This is a genomic window from Kocuria oceani, assembly GCF_029524215.1.
Taxonomy (GTDB): Bacteria; Actinomycetota; Actinomycetes; order Actinomycetales; family Micrococcaceae; genus Kocuria; species Kocuria oceani.
Map to the genome: position 1 here is coordinate 21825 of NZ_JARAMH010000012.1, position 17308 is coordinate 39132.

17 protein-coding genes and 1 riboswitch are annotated in these 17308 nt (G+C 75.1%); of the genes, 7 read left to right on the plus strand and 10 right to left on the minus strand.

All coding sequences use genetic code 11. The features are described 5' to 3' along the window. Positions 1-8 precede the first annotated feature (8 nt). Complete coding sequence (locus PU704_RS13105) at positions 9-1337, minus strand: O-acetylhomoserine aminocarboxypropyltransferase/cysteine synthase family protein (protein WP_277551660.1); 1329 nt, start codon at positions 1335-1337, stop codon at positions 9-11. Positions 1338-1352: 15 nt separating this feature from the next. Beyond that, positions 1353-1485: riboswitch (SAM riboswitch) on the minus strand. Between the two features lie 137 nt (positions 1486-1622). Further along, on the minus strand, positions 1623-2075 hold the full coding sequence (locus PU704_RS13110; protein WP_047803935.1) for an Lrp/AsnC family transcriptional regulator: 453 nt from the start codon (positions 2073-2075) through the stop codon (positions 1623-1625). A gap of 241 nt (positions 2076-2316) precedes the next feature. Here PU704_RS13110 and PU704_RS13115 point away from each other — a divergent pair, with 241 nt between their 5' ends. Genes PU704_RS13115 through PU704_RS13125 form a run of 3 tightly spaced genes read left to right on the plus strand, consistent with a single transcriptional unit; the run spans position 2317 to position 6088 of the window. Then, positions 2317-3492: a thiamine pyrophosphate-dependent enzyme gene (locus PU704_RS13115; protein ID WP_047803936.1), complete on the plus strand. Its 1176-nt coding sequence runs from the start codon at positions 2317-2319 to the stop codon at positions 3490-3492. Next, complete coding sequence (locus tag PU704_RS13120; RefSeq protein ID WP_047803937.1) at positions 3489-4538, plus strand: alpha-ketoacid dehydrogenase subunit beta; 1050 nt, start codon at positions 3489-3491, stop codon at positions 4536-4538. Before PU704_RS13115 ends, PU704_RS13120 begins: the two co-directional genes overlap by 4 nt. A 2-nt stretch (positions 4539-4540) precedes the next feature. Next, positions 4541-6088: a dihydrolipoamide acetyltransferase family protein gene (locus PU704_RS13125; protein ID WP_047803938.1), complete on the plus strand. Its 1548-nt coding sequence runs from the start codon at positions 4541-4543 to the stop codon at positions 6086-6088. Positions 6089-6153: 65 nt separating this feature from the next. Here the strand turns inward: PU704_RS13125 and PU704_RS13130 are convergent, their stop codons facing one another. The 6 genes from PU704_RS13130 to PU704_RS13155 form a co-directional block, all read right to left on the minus strand. Beyond that, positions 6154-6309: a hypothetical protein gene (locus PU704_RS13130; protein ID WP_277551661.1), complete on the minus strand. Its 156-nt coding sequence runs from the start codon at positions 6307-6309 to the stop codon at positions 6154-6156. A gap of 219 nt (positions 6310-6528) precedes the next feature. After that, positions 6529-7710, minus strand: coding sequence for a prenyltransferase (locus PU704_RS13135; RefSeq protein WP_277551662.1), 1182 nt, complete (start codon positions 7708-7710; stop codon positions 6529-6531). Beyond that, complete coding sequence (locus PU704_RS13140) at positions 7707-8063, minus strand: lycopene cyclase domain-containing protein (RefSeq protein WP_047803940.1); 357 nt, start codon at positions 8061-8063, stop codon at positions 7707-7709. The genes PU704_RS13135 and PU704_RS13140 overlap by 4 nt, the downstream gene beginning before the upstream one ends. Further along, positions 8060-10546: a phytoene desaturase family protein gene (gene crtI, locus PU704_RS13145; RefSeq protein ID WP_277551663.1), complete on the minus strand. Its 2487-nt coding sequence runs from the start codon at positions 10544-10546 to the stop codon at positions 8060-8062. Before crtI ends, PU704_RS13140 begins: the two co-directional genes overlap by 4 nt. Then, entirely contained in the window at positions 10543-11652 is a 1110-nt protein-coding gene (locus PU704_RS13150; protein ID WP_277551664.1) for a polyprenyl synthetase family protein, read from the minus strand. Before PU704_RS13150 ends, crtI begins: the two co-directional genes overlap by 4 nt. Before the next feature lie 47 nt (positions 11653-11699). Next, on the minus strand, positions 11700-12314 hold the full coding sequence (locus PU704_RS13155; RefSeq protein WP_053004964.1) for a MarR family winged helix-turn-helix transcriptional regulator: 615 nt from the start codon (positions 12312-12314) through the stop codon (positions 11700-11702). Positions 12315-12352: 38 nt separating this feature from the next. Between PU704_RS13155 and PU704_RS13160 the strand changes: the two genes are divergently transcribed. From PU704_RS13160 to PU704_RS13170, 3 genes are read left to right on the plus strand one after another with little or no spacing between them, the layout of a single operon-like run. Further along, positions 12353-13156, plus strand: coding sequence for a glycosyltransferase family A protein (locus tag PU704_RS13160; protein WP_277551665.1), 804 nt, complete (start codon positions 12353-12355; stop codon positions 13154-13156). Next, entirely contained in the window at positions 13153-13704 is a 552-nt protein-coding gene (locus PU704_RS13165) for a DUF2238 domain-containing protein (protein WP_053004965.1), read from the plus strand. The genes PU704_RS13160 and PU704_RS13165 overlap by 4 nt, the downstream gene beginning before the upstream one ends. Before the next feature lie 3 nt (positions 13705-13707). After that, positions 13708-14265 (plus strand): TspO/MBR family protein, encoded by a 558-nt coding sequence (locus PU704_RS13170; RefSeq protein ID WP_277551666.1) that lies wholly within the window; start codon positions 13708-13710, stop codon positions 14263-14265. Between the two features lie 126 nt (positions 14266-14391). Here PU704_RS13170 and PU704_RS13175 read toward each other — a convergent pair whose 3' ends face one another. Beyond that, positions 14392-16011 (minus strand): S8 family serine peptidase, encoded by a 1620-nt coding sequence (locus PU704_RS13175; protein ID WP_277551667.1) that lies wholly within the window; start codon positions 16009-16011, stop codon positions 14392-14394. Between the two features lie 185 nt (positions 16012-16196). Next, positions 16197-16574, minus strand: coding sequence for a DoxX family protein (locus tag PU704_RS13180; RefSeq protein ID WP_277551668.1), 378 nt, complete (start codon positions 16572-16574; stop codon positions 16197-16199). A gap of 113 nt (positions 16575-16687) precedes the next feature. Between PU704_RS13180 and PU704_RS13185 the strand changes: the two genes are divergently transcribed. Beyond that, positions 16688-17299 carry a malonic semialdehyde reductase gene (locus PU704_RS13185; protein WP_075872226.1) on the plus strand — a complete coding sequence of 204 codons (612 nt, stop codon included), beginning with the start codon at positions 16688-16690 and terminating at the stop codon, positions 17297-17299. Positions 17300-17308: the final 9 nt, after the last annotated feature.

Below are 17308 nucleotides of genomic sequence, written 5' to 3' on the forward strand. Positions count from 1 at the left end.
GGTGGGGCTCACTTCCGGAGGGTCGAAACGGTCTCGAGCACGGCGTCGAGGGCCTGGCCGAGGTCGGCCACGAGGTCCTGGGGCGCCTCGAGGCCGATCGAGAGCCGGACGGTGGTCTCGGCGATCCCGCCGGCCCGGCGCTGCTCGGGCGTGAGCCGGCAGTGGGTCATCGCGGCCGGGTGGGCCACGAGGCTGCGGGTGTCGCCGATGTTGGCGACCAGCTTGAACAGTCGCAGCCCGTCGATGAAGGGGCCCACGGCGGCGTCCGGGGCGGCGAGGTCGAAGGAGAACACGGAGCCGGTGCCGCGGGGGAAGTCCCGGGCCGCGATCCCGGCCCCGGGGTCCCCCGGCAGCCCGGGGTGGTGCACGCGCGCGACGGCGGGGTGGCCGGCGAGGAACTCGGCCACGGTCAGCGCCGAGGCCGTGTGCCGGGCCACCCGCAGGTCGAGGGTCTCGGTGCCCTGCAGGATCTGGCTGGCGTTGAACGGGGACAGCGTGGTGCCGAGGTCGTGCACGTACTTGGCCCGGACCAGGTGCAGGTAGGGGCTGGCGCCGGCGCACTTGTCGAGCAGGCTCTGCCCGCCCCAGCGGGCGCGGGCGCGGGTGAACTGGGGCCACCGCGCAGGCTCGGCGGACCAGTCGAACGTCCCGCCGTCCACGACCGCCCCGGCGAGGGCGTTGCCGTGGCCGCCGAGGAACTTGGTGGCCGAGTGCACCACGATGTCCGCGCCCTTCTCCAGCGGCCGGTACAGCGCCGGGGAGGCGAGGGTGTTGTCGACGACGACGGGCACCCGCGCCGCCCGGGCGACGTCGGCGATCCCGGGCAGGTCCGGCAGCGTGGCCAGCGGGTTGCCGATGGACTCGAGCAGGAAGGCCCGGGTGTCGGGGCGCACGGCCGCGGCCCAGGCGCCGGGTGCGGTGGGGTCCACGAAGTCGACCTCGACGCCGTGGTCGGCCAGCGAGTCGGTGAGCAGGTCCACGGTCCCGCCGTAGAGCTTCTCGGAGGCGACCAGGTGCTTGTCCTCCCCCTGGCCCAGCAGGGCCAGCAGGGCCACGGCCACCGCGGACTGCCCGGAGCCGGTGGCCACGGCGCCCGCCCCGCCCTCGAGGTCGCTGATCCGCTGCTCGAGCACGGCGACCGTGGGGTTGCCGGTGCGGGTGTAGGTGAAGCCGGCGCGGGTCTGGGCGAACATCTGCCGGGCGGCCTCGTAGTCCGGGAACTCGAAGGCGGCGCTCTGGTAGATCGGCACCGTGAGGGTGCGCTGCCCGGGGTCGTGGTCGGCGCCGGCGTGGATCTGCCGGGTCGAGAGGTCGTGATCGGTCACGGGGAGGGACATGGCGCGGCTCCTGTGCACGTGCTCTTACCCGCACCGGTCACCCGCTGCGGGGCAGCGGGGATGCAGGCCGCTTCCTCATCCGAACCACCCGATGAGCATGGGGTTGGTGCGCGACCCAGTCGGAGCTTGGCAGTCGCGTCTCGTGAAGCTGGGACCACACTATGCGCGGGGCGGGCCGGCGCCGTTCCGCGACCCAAGATGACGTCCGTGACGGATCGTGACGCCGCTCGTGAGGCCCCCGGTGGCGCCCTCTGTGAGCCCCGGCGCTCCCGGCGCCCCGGCGGGTCACGCCCGGGTGTCGATGTCCTCGAAGATCAGGAACGTCTGGGTGTCCACCACGCCGGGCAGCTGCTGGATGTGCTCGAAGATCACCTGCCGCAGGTGCACCGTGTCCACGGCGCGCACCAGCAGCATGACGTCGAAGTTGCCGCCCACCAGGGCGATGTGGTGCACGGCCGGGATGGCCCGCAGCTGCGCGCACAGCTCCCGCCAGGTGTTCTGCTGGAGCTTCAGCGTCACATAGGCCGAGGCCTGCAGCCCGGCGCGCACCGGGTCGATCACGGTGCTGAAGCGCAGGATCACCCCCTCGTCGCGCAGCCGGTTGATGCGGGCGTAGGCGTGGGCGCGGGAGACGTGCACGGCCGCGGCGATCGCGGTCACCGACTGCCGGGCGTCCCGGGAGAGCTCGGCGAGGATCTTCCGGTCGGTCTCGTCCAGCGGGACGGGGGTCGAGGGCACGGCGGGGCTCCTTCGGGGCGGGACGGGAGGGCGGGCAGCGGTGTCGGACGAATGCGTGTGCGCCACGCCACAGTAAAACATTTCGTCCACGAGGACAGCACCGATGCCCGCAGGATTCTGGACTTTCCCGCACCCCTGGATACGAACCGTCGGTTCTTCTCATACTGGGCGGACAGAACTTCAGCGGCCTTCCTGCCTCCCCGGGTCCGCACCAGGACCGGGGACCGACCGAGGGGACACCATGAGCCAGACCGTCGAGACCCCCGAGGACCCGATCCTCCGGGCCTCCCAGACCTTCGGCATCACGCCGGAGCAGTACATGCTCCCGGCGCGCGGCGAGATCCGGATGGTGGACCCCACCGGCCGGCTGCTGCCGGCCGAGGAGCAGGGCACCGAGCCCGGCCACGAGTACCCGCTGCCCGCGGGGGACGTGCTGCTGGGCGCCTACGAGAAGCTGGTGGTCGGCCGCCGGGTCAACGACCAGAACTCCGCGCTGGTGCGCCAGGGCCGGATGGCCGTCTATCCCTCCAGCCACGGGCAGGAGGCCTGCCAGGTGGCGGCGGCCCTGTGCCTGCGGGAGGGCGACTGGCTGTTCCCCACCTACCGGGACACCGTGGCCGTGATGACCAAGGGCGTGCGGCCCATGGACGTGATGTCGATCTTCCGCGGCGAGTGGCACGGCGGCTACGACCCCCACGAGCACCACGTCGGCATCCAGTCGACCCCGCTGACCACCCAGCTGCTGCACGCGGTGGGCGTGGCCCACGCCGCGAAGCTGCGCGGTGAGGACACCGTGGTCCTGGCCATGTGCGGCGACGGCGCCACGAGCGAGGGCGACTTCCACGAGGCCCTCAACTTCGCCGCCGTGTTCAAGCTGCCGGTCGTGTTCTTCGTGCAGAACAACGGCTACGCGATCTCCGTGCCCCTGTCCCAGCAGTCGGCCGCCCCGAGCCTCGCCCACAAGGCGGTCGGCTACGGCATGGCCGGGGAGCGGGTGGACGGCAACGACCTGGTGGCCCTGCTCGCCACGCTGGGCCGCGCCGTGGACCTGGCGCGCTCGGAGTCCGAGCCCCTCCTCGTGGAGGCCCACACCTACCGCATGCAGGCGCACACCAACGCCGACGACGCGACCCGCTACCGCGACGACGCGGAGGTGCAGGAGTGGATCGCCAAGGACCCCGTGACCCGGATGCGCGCCTACCTGGCCGGGGAGGGACTGCTCGACGACGCGGCCGAGCAGCGCATCGCCGCCGCCGCCGAGGACGTCGCCGCGGCGCTGCGCGACGGCATGAACGCCGACGTGCAGGTCGACCCGCGCGAGCTCTTCCGCCACGTCTACACCGAGCAGACCCCGCAGCTCGACGAGCAGGAGCAGTTCCTCGCCGCCGAGCTCGCCCGAGAGGAGACCGCACAGTGAGCACCCTCCAGGCCCCCGCCCCGTCCGGGCGGACCCCGGCCGTCAAGCCGGCCACCTTCGCCCAGGCGCTCAACACCGCCCTGGCCGACGCCCTGGCCGCCGACGACGCCGTCGTCGTCTTCGGGGAGGACGTCGGGACCCTCGGCGGGGTCTTCCGGATCACCGACGGGCTGACGCAGCGCTTCGGCCGCACCCGCTGCTTCGACACCCCGCTGGCCGAGTCCGGGATCGCCGGGATGGCCGTGGGCATGGCGATGAACCGGATGCGCCCGGTGATCGAGATGCAGTTCGACGCCTTCGCCTATCCGGCGTTCGAGCAGGTCGCCTCGCACATCGCGAAGATGCACAACCGCACCCGCGGCGCCGTGACCCTGCCGATCGTCATCCGCATCCCCTACGCCGGCGGCATCGGCGGCGTGGAGCACCACTGCGACTCCTCCGAGGCCTACTACGCCCACACCCCGGGGCTGAAGGTCTTCACCCCGGCCACCGTCGAGGACGCCTACCTCATGCTCCGCGAGGCGATCGACTCCGACGACCCCGTGGTGTTCTTCGAGCCCAAGAAGCTCTACTGGTCCAAGGCGCCGGTGGACCTGGCCGAGCTGAGGGACCGCTACGAGAACCGGGCCCCGGAGCGCCGGGAGGGCCGCGCCGTCGTCGCCCGCACCGGGCAGGACGCCACGATCCTCACCTACGGGCCGTCCGTGCCCACCGCCCTGGCGGCCGCCGCGGCCGCCGAGGCCGAGGGCCGCTCCCTCGAGGTCGTGGACCTGCGCAGCATCGTCCCGTTCGACGACGAGACCGTCGCCGCGTCGGTGCGCCGCACCGGGCGCGTGGTCGTGGTGGCCGAGGCCCCCGGCTTCGCCTCCGTGGCCGCCGAGATCGTGGCCCGGGTGCAGGAGCGCTGCTTCCACTCGCTGGCCGCGCCGGTGCGGCGCGTGACCGGCTTCGACATCCCGTACCCCTCGCCCAAGCTCGAGGAGTACTACCTGCCCAGCGTCGACCGCATCCTCGACGCCGTGGACGACCTGCAGTGGGAGGACTGACCATGACCGTGAAGACGTTCACCCTGCCGGATCTCGGCGAGGGACTCACCGAGGCCGAGCTCGTGAGCTGGCTGGTCCAGGTGGGCGACACCGTGGCCGTGGACCAGCCCATCGCCGAGGTGGAGACCGCCAAGTCCGCGGTGGAGGTGCCCTGCCCCTTCGCCGGGACCGTGCAGGAGCTGCACGGCGCCTCCGGGCAGACCCTCGACGTGGGCGCGCCGCTGATCTCCGTGAACACCGGGGACACCGCCGGGACCCCCGCCCCGCAGGGCGGCGGACCCCGTGGCGGGCAGTCCTACCGCGAGGAGGAGCGCGCCGGGGCGGACCCTCGCTCCGCGGCCGAGGCGGGCACCGTGGCCTCCGGGGCCTCCGACGACGCCGAGGGCTCCGGCAGCGTGCTCATCGGCTACGGCACCCCGGCCGCGGGATCGGCCGGGCGCCGGCGCCGGCCCAAGCGCGCCGCGGCTCCCGCCGGGGCCTCCGGCCCGCTCGCCGACCGGCTCGGCGACCGGGCCTCCCAGCAGCTCGCCGAGCAGACCGCCGGGCAGGCCGCGGCGTCCGGGGCCGCCCACGACGCGATGGCCTCGGCCCCGCGGCTGGCCCCCACTGTCATCTCCCCGATCGTGCGCAAGCTCGCGAAGGACCGCGGGATCGACATCTCCACCGTGCGCGGCTCCGGGCCCGGCGGGCTGATCCTCCGCCGGGACGTCGTGGCCGCCACCGCCGCCCCGGAGACGGCCGCCGCCCCGACGGCGCCCGCCCCTCCGGAAGCCGCCCCGCCGCAGCCCCTCGCGGCGGAGCCGGCCGACGGGGCGCCGTCCGGGACGGACCCGCGCACCGGCCTGGGCGTGGCCGGGCGCGTCCCGGTCTCGGGGGTGCGGAAGGTCATCGCGCAGGCGATGAGCCGGTCGCGCACCGAGATCCCCGAGGCCACCGTCTGGGTGGACGTGGACGCCACGAGGCTGGTGGAGCTGCGCGCGGCGCTCAAGGCGCAGGACCCCGCCACCGCGCCGGGGCTCATGGCCCTGATCGCCCGCTTCGTGCTCGCCGGCCTGGCCCGGTATCCCGAGCTCGCCACCCGCATCGAGACCCGCGAGGACGGCAGCCAGGAGATCGTGCGCTTCGAGGGCGTGAACCTGGGCTTCGCGGCGCAGACCGACCGCGGGCTCGTGGTGCCCAACATCCGCGGCGCCCACGCCCTGAGCGCCCGTGGTCTCGACGCCGAGCTGCGCCGGCTCACCGAGCTGGCCCGCTCCGGCAAGGCCTCCCCGGCGGAGCTGTCCGGGTCCACGTTCACCCTCAACAACTACGGGGTGTTCGGCACGGACGGGGCCGCGGCGATCATCAACCACCCGGAGGTGGCGATCCTCGGGGTCGGCCGGATCATCGACCGGCCGTGGGTGGTCGACGGGCAGCTGGCCGTCCGCAAGGTCACCCAGCTCTCCCTGGCCTTCGACCACCGCGTGTGCGACGGCGGGGCGGCCGGCGGCTTCCTGCGCATGGTGGCCGACGCGGTCGAGAACCCGATGTCGGTGCTCGCGGACCTGTAGCAGCAACCGGGCCGGGCCCTCGGGCCCGGCCCGGCAGGCTCAGCGGTCCGGGACCGCCCCGGCCGTCAGTCGCTCTCGGGGCCGGAGCAGTACAGGCAGTCGGGCTCGGCCGCGCCGCAGGCGCAGCGCAGCACGACGGCGTCCCAGGACAGGGCGGCGGTCCCGCGGAGGCGGGGACGGGGCGGGGCCGGGACGAGGTTCGGCAGGAGTTCGACGGTCATGGGTGCAGGTCCTCGAGGATGGGCCGCGGAGCGGTGGTCGTGCAGGGGCGCACCGGCGACGGCGGTCGCGGGCAGGACGGGACGCCTGTGTCCTGCCTCACGGCCGGCGGGCTGGTGTATCCAGTATCGGCCGCCGGTCCCATCGGCAAAAGCGATGCTTTCCGACGACTACTGGTTAGTATTTTTGTGCCCTCGCCCAGCGGCGCGGATGCCCACGGCTCAGTGCGCGAGCTCCCAGGACCACAGCAGCAGCAGCGTCACCAGGAACCCGGTGAGGTAGTTCAGCCACAGGAAGCGCCGCCAGCCGCGGTTGGCCCGCGCGCAGCCGGCGTCCGTGATGGTCAGGAACGGCACGAGGTTCGCCAGGTAGGGCAGCACCAGCAGCGACGCCAGCGGCCCGGGCCAGGGCACGAGGAGCAGGAGCAGCCCGGCGGCCAGGTAGAGCACCAGGGCGGCCCACACGGTGGGGCGGGCGCCCAGGACCGTGGCGATCGAGCGCAGCCCGCCCTCCCGGTCCGCCCGGACGTCCTGCACGGCCCCGAAGGCCTGGGAGGCCATCGACCACAGGAAGAACCCCGCGCACAGGGCCACCACGCCCACCGACGGGTCCGCCCCGGCGAGCACCAGACCGTAGACGGCCGGGGAGACGAAGTGGGCGGCGGAGGTCGCCGAGTCCAGGAACGGGACCTCCTTGAAGCGCAGCCCCCTGAGGCTGTAGGCCACGACCGCGAAGAGACTCGCCCCGAGCACCCCGGCCGCCGCGGCCCCGCCGGCGGGGAGCAGGTAGGCCAGGAAGGGCAGGGCGGCCAGCACCGAGCCCACCAGGACCATCCGGTGCTCGGAGCGGTCCACGAGCGCGCCCTCGACGCCGCCCTTGCGGGGGTTGCGGAGGTCGGACTCGTAGTCGAAGACGTCGTTGATCCCGTACATCAGCAGGTTGTAGGGGAACAGGAAGAACAGGGTCCCGGCCACCAGGGGCAGGTCCACCCGGCCGGTGGTCAGGACGTAGGCCGCCGCGAACGGGAAGGCGGTGTTGACCCACGAGACCGGGCGGGACGTGGCCACCAGGGTGCGCACGGTGGCCGTCAGCCGACCGCGCTCGGCCAGCCCCCACCACAGCGAGGGCAGCAGCAGCAGCGCGGCCAGCGGGTACGCGAAGTCCTCCACCGGCACCAGGCCGATCCGCAGCTCCGTGATGTGCCCGGCCCCGTAGTCGAAGAACCCGGCGGCGATCATGAGGTTGTCGAACACGACCGTCAGCAGCGCCAGGACCCCGAAGGAGATCCCGAGCACGGCCAGGGCCCGGCGCGGGGCCGGCGCCGGGGAGGGCCGGCGGACCAGCAGGGTGGCCGGCACCAGGGCCAGCGCCAGGAAGACCGGGATGACGAGGGCGTAGGTCACGGGGCGTCCGCCTCCTCGCGGACCGGCGCGGCCGCGGCGGAGCGGCGCGCCAGCGCCTTCTCCGTCAGCCGGACCAGGTTCATGGTGAGGTAGCAGAGGAACAGCAGGAACACGACCTCCTCGACCGGGATCTGCGGGGCCACCATCCAGCCCGTCGCGTAGGCGCTCCGGCTGTGCAGGAAGATCCCGAGGCCGATCCCGGCCACGTCCCACGCGAGGAAGAACACCAGGCCCGCGGCCAGCACGAGCAGACCCCGGCGGAGGTCCCGGGCGAGGAACAGCCTGCCCCGCACGTCGAGGAGCACCATCCCGGCCAGGCTGAGCAGCAGGAAACCGAGGTACGCAAAGCTCATCCGCGGGGCACCAGGGGTTCTGCCAGCGGTCCGGTGGAGGTGTCCCCGCGCAGGTCCTTGAGCAGGATCTCCGCGCTGATCAGGCACATCGGCAGCCCGATGCCGGGAATGGTCGAGGCCCCGCAGTAGTGCAGCCCGGCCACCTTGCGGCTGCGGTTGGCCCCGCGGAAGAACGCGGACTGCTTGAGCACGTGGGCGGGGCCCAGCACGTTGCCCCGCCAGGAGTTGAAGTCCCGCCGGAAGTCCTCGGGGCCCACCGTGTGGCGCACCACGATCCGCGCGCGCAGGTCCGGCACGCCGGCCCACGCGGCGACCTGGTCGATCACCCGGTCGGCGACCTCCTCCACGCGCGCGGCGCCGGTGCCGTCGGGGCCGCCGACGCCGAGCCCCGGGTCGGCGGGCACGGGGATCAGGACGAACAGGTTCTCGTGCCCCTCCGGGGCGGTCGAGGGGTCGGTGGCCGAGGGCTTGCACACGTAGACGGACGCGGGGTCCGGCACCCGCGTGGGCTCCTCGAAGATGGCCCGGAAGTTGGTGTCCCAGTCCTCGCTGAAGAACAGGCTGTGGTGCGGCAGCTGGGGCAGCTCCCCCCGCACCCCGAGCATCACGAGCACCGCCCCCGGGCCGGTCTGGCGCCGGTCCCAGTACCGCTGCGGGTAGCTCTGCAGCTCGGGCGGCAGCAGCGCGGTCTCCGTGTGGTGCAGGTCAGCGGCGGAGACGACGACGTCGGCGGCGAGCTCGTGCTCGGCCCCCTCCACGTCCCGCCACACCACGCCGGTGGCCCGCACGGGGCCGTCCGCGGCCGCGGAGGTGCGGATCCGCACGACGTCGGCCCCGGTCCGGATCCGGGCCCCGTGGGCGACGGCGAGCCGTTCGGCGGCCTCGACGACGCGGCGGAACCCGCCCCGCGGGTACTGCACGGAGTCGGCGAGGTCCATCCAGCTCATGAGGTGGTAGAGCGAGGGCGTCATCCGGGGCGCGCTGGCCAGGAACACGGCCGGGTAGCCGAGCACCTGCCGCAGCCGGGTGTCCCGGACGGTGGCGGCGGCGAAGTCGTGCAGGGATCCGGAGAGGTGGCGGGCGAGCTCCGGCAGCCCCCGCAGGACCGCCCGGTTGAGCAGCGGGGTGAAGGCGGCGTAGGAGGTGTAGAGGAAGTGGCCCACGGCCAGCTCGTAGGTGCGCTTCGCCGAGGCCAGGTAGGTGCGGATCCGCGCGCCGGCCCCGGGCTCCACCGACTCGAACAGCGCCACCGTGTGCTCGAGGTCGGAGCGGATGTCGATCGGCTGCTCGTAGCGCTCGCCGTAGACCCGGTAGGCGGGGTCGAGGCGCACGAGGTCGAGCTCCTGCACCGCGCTGGAGCCCATGAGGCGGAAGAAGTGGTCGAAGACCTCGGGCATCAGGTACCAGGAGGGCCCGGTGTCGAAGCGGAACCCGTCCCGCTCCAGCAGCCCGGCCCGCCCGCCGGTGCTCGCCCCGCGCTCGAGGACGGTGACGTCCCAGCCGTCCTTGGCGAGCAGGCCCGCCGCGGCGAGCCCGGCGATCCCGGCGCCGACCACCACGGCGCGCCGCCCGCGCGGGGCGGGGGCCCGGCGCCGGGTCCTCGCCCGGACGACCGCGGACGCGGCGAGCGCGGCCTTGCGCGGGTCGGGGACGCGGATCCGGGAGCTGAGCAGCTCCCGGGCGGGGGTGGCACGGATGCGCACGGACAGCTCCCGGAACAGGTCGTGGGCGGCGAGGACGGCGGCGCGGGAGGACACGGGCAGGTCGTCGATCACCGCCCGGGCGGCGGCGAGGTCGGCGTCGATGTCGTCGAGGAGCCGGTCCTTCTCGGTCTCGGAGAACGCGCCGGGCTCCACGCCGGGGAAGTAGACGCGGCCCAGCTCGCCGTAGTCCTCGGCGAGGTCCCGCAGGAAGTTCACCTTCTGGAACGCGGCGCCCAGGCGGCGGGCCCCGGCGACGAGCTGCGCGCGCACGTCCGGGGGCACCTCCCGGCCGGCGAGGAAGACCTGCAGGCACATCAGGCCGACCACCTCCGCGGAACCGTAGACGTACTCGTCCAGGGAGCCGGGGCTGTGCCGGTCCTCGCTGAGGTCGGCGCGCATCGACGCGAAGAACGGGCGGACGAGGTCGGCGCCGATCCCGGCGTCGCGGGCCGTGCGGGCGAAGGCGTGCACCACGAGGTTGCTGCTGAACCCGCGCGCGATCGCGGCGTAGGTCTCGGCCTCGAGGTCGTCGAGCAGCTCCCGCGCCCCCTCGGCCGGGACCCCGGCGCCGGCGCTGGCGCCGTCGACGATCTCGTCGGCGATGCGCACGAGGGCGTAGACGGCGTAGACGTGGGGGCGGATCTGCGGGCCCAGGAGCCGGCAGGCCAGGCCGAACGAGGTGGAGTACCGGCGGATGACGGTCGCGGCGGCCTGCCGGGCGGCGTCGTCGTAGCGGGCGGCGGCCTCGGCCGGGGACCCGGCGTGCTGTGCCGCGCTCACCGGATGCGCTCCGTGGCCCCGCCCACGATGCGGCGCAGCTCCTGGTCGAGGGTCTCGGGCAGTCCGGCGGCCTCCAGCAGCGCCCGCGCCTCGGCGGCGCAGCCGGCGACCATGTCCTCGACCTCCTGCCGGGCTCCGCACCGCTCGATGAGCTCCCGGGCCCGGGCGGCCTCCTCGTCACCCAGGTCCGGCCGGCCCAGGAGCGCGTCGAGCTCCTCGCCGTCGGACGTGCACTGGGCGGCCAGCACGAGCATGGTGCGCTTGCCCTCCCGCAGGTCGCTGACCGCGGACTTGCCCGTGGCCTCCGGGTCACCGAAGACGCCGAGCAGGTCGTCCACCAGCTGGTAGGCGGTGCCCACGGTGCGTCCGAGCCGGCCGAGCACCGCGACGTGCTCCTCCGGGGCGCCGCCGAGCACGCCCCCGGCCTGCAGCGGCGTCTCGAAGGAGTAGACCGCGGTCTTCAGGCACGTGGCCGCGAGGATCTGCTCCCGTTCCGGGCGTGCCCCGGGCAGCGCGTGGTCGACGTCGAGCAGCTCGCCGGCCGCGGAGCTGAACAGGGCTTCGTCGAGCAGCTCGAGCAGCCGCGGCAGGCGCTCGGGGGAGAGCCCGGAGCGGGCCACGAGCCGGTACGCCCCGGCCAGGGCGAGGTCCCCGGCGATCACCCCGACGCTCGCGCCGTACTGCCGGGCCTGCTCCGGGGCGGAGCCGGCGGCCGAGGCCCGGGCGGCCGCGGCGGCGTTGATGGTGGGCTGGTGGCGCCGCTGCTCGTCCTGGTCGATGACGTCGTCGTGGACGATCAGCGCGGTGTGCAGCAGTTCGAAGGCGGCCCCCACGGCCTCGACCACGGGGGCGGGCTCCCGCTGGGGATAGGCGTCCGCCGCGAGCCGGACGAGCCGGGGGCGGATCCGCTTGCCCCCGGTGCTCAGGCGGGCGACCTCCTCCCACAGTTGGGCGAAGCCCGGGTCCACGCCGCCGGCGCGGCCGGTGGACTCGGTGAGGAACCGGTCCAGGGCCGCGGAGGCCCCCGCGGCGTCCGGGCCGGTGCCTGCCCCGGTGCCCGGACGGGCGCTCGAGAATGCCGATTCGCGCGAGAAGACCGTCACCATTCCCCCATTCCACCACAGTCCTTCGAAAGTCGAAGCGTTCGCCCGGGTCATCCCGTGGCGGCGGACGGGCCGGGTGCCGGCGGGACCGTTCCCGCTGCCGCTCCAGCCGCCGCGGCCGCTGCGGCCGGCGCCGTGGGCCCGCCCTCCGCGGCGCGCCGCCCGGCCCGGCGCACGGCGTCCGTGAGCTCGGGCAGGCGCCGGCGCAGGACCTCGATCTCGTCGTCCCCGCAGTCGTCCAGCACGGCCAGGACCTCCTCGGTCATCGGCGCGAACATCTCGCGGCCGGCCCGGTAGGCGTGCTCGGTGGCCCGCAGGCTCACCTCCCGGCGGTCGCGCGGATCGATCGAGCGCACTATGTGCCCCGCGGAGACCAGGCGCTTGATGACCGTGGTGGTCGCCGACCCGCTGAGCACGAGGCGGCGGGCGATGTCCCCGGCCCGCACCGGGCGCCCCTCCCGGTTGGCCTGCATCACCTCGTTGAGGGCGTGGACGTCCTTGTGCGCCAGCCCGTAGCGGCGCCGGACCTGGTCCGCGTAGCGCTCGGCCTCGGTGCTGAAGTGCTGGAGCAGGAAGAGGACGTCGAACCCCCTGCGATCCCGGTGCGCACTCGGCTCCGGCGGTGCGCCGCCGGGCGTGCTCGTCGTGCCCTCGTCGGCCTGCATGTGCCGATTCTAGGCGGCCACTGCGCCAGAATGGATCCATGACGGACAGCAGAGACCGGACCGGACCACCCCCACCCCCCGCCCCCGGGCCCCGGTCCCCCACCGTCTCCGTGGTCGTCCCCGCCCGCGACGACGCCGCGCACCTCGCCCGGTGCCTGCGCCTGGTCGCCGCCCAGACCCGCCCCCCGGACGAGATCGTGGTCGTGGACAACGCCTCCGCCGACAGCACGCCGGAGGTGGCCCGCGCCGCCGGGGCGCGCGTGGTGCCCGAGCCCCGGCCCGGGATCCCCGCCGCCGCGGCCACCGGCTACGACGCCGCCCACGGGGACGTGGTGGTGCGCTGCGACGCCGACACCGTGCCGGGCCCGGAGTGGATCGCCGGGCTGCTCGCCGCGCTGGAGTCCTGCCCCGACGCGGTGGCCGTCGCCGGGCCGGGCCGTTTCCGGGGCCTGCCTCCCGGGACGGGCCTGCTGCTCTCGGAGCTGTACATGGGCCTGTACGTGCTCAGCACGGCCTCGGCCCTGGGCCATCCGCCCCTGTTCGGCACCAACATGGCCATGCGCCGGTCCTGGTGGCTCGAGGTCCGGGACCGGGTCCACCGCCACGACCCGGAGCTGCACGACGACCTCGACCTCAGCTTCCGGCTGGCCCCGGGGCGCCGCATCCTGTACCGGCCCGGGCTCACGGTGGGGATGTCGCCGCGGGCGCTGCGGGCCGGGCGCCCGGCCGTCCGCCGGCTGGCGCGGGCCGTGCGGACGATCCGGGTGAACTGGGCCGAGGAGCGCCCGTGGGAGCGCTGGCAGGCGCGCCTGGGCCACCGCGCCGGCAGGTGCGGCGCATGAGGTGGACCGTGCTCGCGGTCCGATGGGCGGGCCCGCTGTCCGTGCTGCTCACGGCCGTGTTCTTCAACATTGCGGGCGCCGCGGTGATGATGCTCGTCTGCCTGGCCATCACGATCACCTGGCGGGCCCGGCTGCCGGCGCTCCTGGAGCTGGCCACGGACCTGGTCCTGCTGGTCGCCGCGTGGAGCTCCGTGTTCCTGCTCTACGAGCGGCTGGAGCACTGGGACCTGGTGGTCCACTTCGCGGCGACCGCCGTGCTGGCCGAGCTCGCCTTCCGCGCCCTCGAGCGCTGGGGCCGGCTGCGCACGCCCGGGCCCGTGACCCACGTCCTGCTGGTCACCGCCCTCGGCACCACGCTCGCCCTGGTCTGGGAGTACGTGGAGTTCGCCGGCTACGCGCTGGTCGACCCGCGCGTGCAGGTCGGCTACACGGACACCATGGGGGACCTGGCCGCCGGCAACGCCGGCTCCCTGGTGGCCGGGATCCTCGGCGCCTGGGCCCGGCATAGGGTGGACCCACCGCACGGGACCGCCGAGGGAACGGACTAGCACATGTTCTGGACGACTCTGCTCAAGACCTCCGCACAGACCGCGGCCGCCGCCGCGGCCGGCACCGCCGCCACCGCGCGAGGGGTGGACAGCACCTGGTACGCGGACCTGCGCACGCCGGCCCTGCAGCCGCCTCCGGAGGTCTTCCCCGTGGTGTGGACCGCGCTGTACGCCGACCTGGCGGTCACGTCCGCGGCGGTGCTGACCGAGCTGGAGCGGCGGACGTGCCCGGGGCGGCACGGGCTGCACGACCGCGGCGGGGTCATCCGCCGGCCCCGCCCCGGGGACACGCCCTCGGCCGCGGTCCGGCGCCGCCGGGGCTACCGCACCGCGCTCACCGTGAACGTCACCCTCAACGCGGGGTGGAGCTGGGTGTTCTTCGGCAAGCAGGACACCGCCCTGGCCACGGTCGTGGCGGCGGCGCTGACGGCCAGCTCCGCCGATCTGGCCCGCCGCGCGGGGCGGGCGCGTCCGCTGCTCGGCGCCGCGCTGCTGCCCTACGCCGGTTGGTGCGGCTTCGCGACCGTCCTCAGCGGCCGCATCCACCGGCTCAACGCCTGAGCGCGGGGACCCGGGACGGCCCGGCCGGAGGGATCGCCGGGGAGGGACGCCCCGGGACGTGGACCCGGCCCCGTGCAGCACGGCGGCGACGTCGACGCGGGGTGCACGTCGCCGCCGGGCGGGCGGTCAGCCGGCGGCGCCGATCATCCACCACTGCGCCGGCAGGGCCGAGGTCCAGCGGGCGCCCGTGCCGGCGCTCCAGACGATCCACCCGTTGGCGAACTCCTGGAAGCACGGGGTCCCGCCGAGCGCGCACAGCTCCCGTGAGCGGGGCTCACCCGCGGTCGCCGCGATCTGCCCGTGCAGGGCGCCGATGCCGCCGCCGGTGCTGAAGGGCTCACCGCCCTGCGCCTCGATCAGCGCGGAGACCGGGTCCACGATGCCGGCGCCGCAGCCGGGGGCGCAGCCGCCCGGGGCCTGCCGCGCCGTGCCGGTCAGCGCGGCGCGGATCCCCTCCACGCCGAGCTCCGGGGACCGCTCGCGGAGCAGCGCCACCGCGCCGGAGACGGCCGGCGCGGCCATGGAGGTGCCGTTGCGCTCGGTGTACGCCGGTCCGGCCGGCGCCTGGGCCCCGGCGTTGCCCGTGGACACGATCTGCGCGTACGGGTCGCCGCCGGGCGCGGCGAGCGTCACCGAGCCGAAGTTGGAGTAGGTCGCCAGCGCGCCGGAGACGTCCGTGGCGGCGACCGAGATGACCCCGGCGCAGTTGGCCGGCGCCGACTGCGCGGCGTCCACGCCCTGGTTCCCGGCGGCCACGACCACGGGGATCCCGCGCCCCAGGGCCTCGTCGATGGCCGCCTGCAGGACCGGCGGGCACTGCCCCGGTACGCCGAGACTGAGGTTGATGACCGTGGCCGGATTCGGATTGGCGGGCACGCCCGGCACCGCGGCGCCGCTGGCCCACGTGATGCCCGCGGCGACATCGGTGATGTAGCCCAGGCTGCAGGCGCCCACGGCGCGCACGGGGAGGATCCGGGCGTCCGGGGCCACCCCGGCGATGCCCTGCCCGTTGCCGGCGTCGGCCGCGGCGATGCCGGCCGTGTGGGTGCCGTGCCAGGTGGAGGTCGTCGGCATGGGGCTGGCGGGGCACAGGACCGCGTCCGGGTAGTCGCCCTCGTCGGACGGGTCCGCGTCCCATCCGTCGCCGTCCCGCCCGTTCGCGGCCGTGGAGACGAAGTCGTAGCCGGGCAGGACGTTGGCGTCCAGGTCCGGGTGCGCGGTGATGCCGGTGTCCACCACGGCGATGGTCTGCCCGGCCCCGGTGGCCAGGTCCCACGCGGCGGGCATGCCCAGCCCGGCCGGGTCGTCCCACAGGCTCCACTGCAGGGCGGTGTAGGAGGGGTCGTTCGGCACGGCGGCCGTGGCGGCCAGCGAGTCCGGCGCCGCGTACTCCACGGCGGGGTCCTGCGCCAGGGCCGTGGTCAGGGCCTCGAGCTCGGCACCGGCGAGCAACCCGCCGGTGCGCAGCACCTGGGCGCCGTCCGCGGTGGTCGTGGTCTCGGCGAGCCCACCGCTCCCGGCGCGCGCCGCGGCCTGCGCGTAGACGTCGTCCCGGAGGTCCTCCGGAACGGTCCCGTCGCGGAACTTCACGACGACGCGGTCGGTCGCCTCCGCCGGCGCGGCGCCGGAGGGCGCGGCCGCCGGACCGGGCTGCGGGAGCGCGGTCGCACCGGCGGCGCCCAGCGGGACGAGGGCGAGAGCGGCAGCCAGTGCCAGGGAGACGGTGGTGCTGCGAGTGGGCGTCACGGAAGTTCCTCCGGCCGGTCGGGCGGGAGGCAGCACGGAGCACACGGTTCCACCCCCCGATGAACTGGAGCGGGAACGACCCCCTGCGGAAACGGAGCCCCCACTCCTGTGCTGTGCTCAGCGTAGGGAGGGGGCGCGCGTGTGACCGAATGCGAACGCGGCCGGCCCGGGCGCGGTGGCGGCGCTCAGGCCTCCCGGGCCACGCGCAGCGCCGCGCCGATCAGCGGCAGCTGCAGCGGCAGCCGCGCGATCGCCGCGGTCCGCCGCGCCGGCGAGTCCCGGCGGGCGCGCCAGGCCATGGTGACGTTGCCCGGCCACACCCCCACGAACAGGGCCGCCGCGGCCCAGCCCCCGCTGCGACGGGTGCGCGGGTGCAGCAGCAGCGCACCGACCCCCAGCTCCGCCACGCCGGAGCCCAGGGTCCACGCCCGGGCGGGGCCGGGCAGGACCCGGGGGATCAGCCCGTCGAAGGGTGCCGGGCAGGCGAGGTGCAGGACCCCCATCCCGGTCAGGGACCCGCCCAGGAGCAGGGCGCGGCGGGCGGCGGCCGGAGGGGAGGACATGGGCCCACCCTACCGGCCCGGCCGTGACGCACAGCACGGCGGCGCCGGGCATGCATCCGCCTCCGATTTTGTTGACACGTACAGCAAATGCTGCCGACCGGGAAGGAACCCCCATGACCACCGACGCCCTCCAGGACCGGGCCGTCCTCGACGCCCCCTCCGCCGACCTCCTCTTCCACCAGGCCCGCACCGCCTCGGAGTTCCTCGACGAGCCCGTCGGCGACGAGCAGCTGCGCGCGATCTTCGACCTCGCCAGGATGGGCCCCACGGCCATGAACATCCAGCCGCTGCGCGTGACCTGGATCCGCTCCGCGGAGGCCAGGGAGCGCCTGCTCCCCCTCCTGGCCGAGGGCAACCGGGCCAAGACGGCCGGCGCCCCCGCGGTCGCCGTGCTCAGCTACGACACCGACTGGCACGAGCACCTGCCCGCGCTGTTCCCGCCCGCCGCCGGCAACCAGGCGATGTTCGCCGGCAACGAGGAGCTGCGCACCCGGATGGGGCGGGACAACGCCCACCTGCAGGCCGGGTACTTCGTGCTGGCCGTGCGGGCCGTGGGCCTGGCCGCGGGCCCCATGGGCGGCTTCGACGCCCCCGGGGTGGACGCGGCGTTCCACGCCGGCACCGGCCTGCGCTCGTTCATGGTCGTGAACATCGGCGCCCCCGCCGCCCCGCGCCACGACCGGCTGCCGCGGCTGGACTTCGACGCCGCGACGACCACCGTCTGAGACCGTGCC